This window comes from Streptococcus danieliae (genome assembly GCF_013415245.1).
In the GTDB taxonomy this organism is placed as follows: Bacteria; Bacillota; Bacilli; order Lactobacillales; family Streptococcaceae; genus Streptococcus; species Streptococcus danieliae_A.
Map to the genome: position 1 here is coordinate 1 of NZ_JACBXX010000018.1, position 340 is coordinate 340.

Genomic DNA, 340 nt, shown 5'->3' on the forward strand with positions numbered 1-340 from the left:
TCAGAGACGCCTATTGTCAAGAAAAAGCATCAGATGTCAACTGACATCCAACGGAAAATTACTCAATTACTGGTCGAAAAGGATTCGATGAAAAGCATTGCCGAGCGTCTACATATCTCTACATCAATCGTCCTTAGACGATTAAAATTAGTAAAGACAAAACCAAACTTGAAGTCACTGCCCAAGATAATGAGTTGGCGTGTTCGGATACAGATCATGAATCAATTTGACAAACAGTCAAAAGAATATCGACGTCTAAAGCGGTATTGGAAAATCATACAAACCGATAGCCGCAAATTGAGCACAAAACGTACTTATCAACCTATGTTTCAAATGCATC

The 340-nt window shown here is 38.2% G+C and carries 1 protein-coding gene; it reads left to right on the top strand.

The window, feature by feature from the left end:
* A partial coding sequence (locus HZY94_RS00060; RefSeq protein ID WP_179924468.1) for a transposase family protein occupies positions 1–340 on the top strand: 340 nt, incomplete at both ends.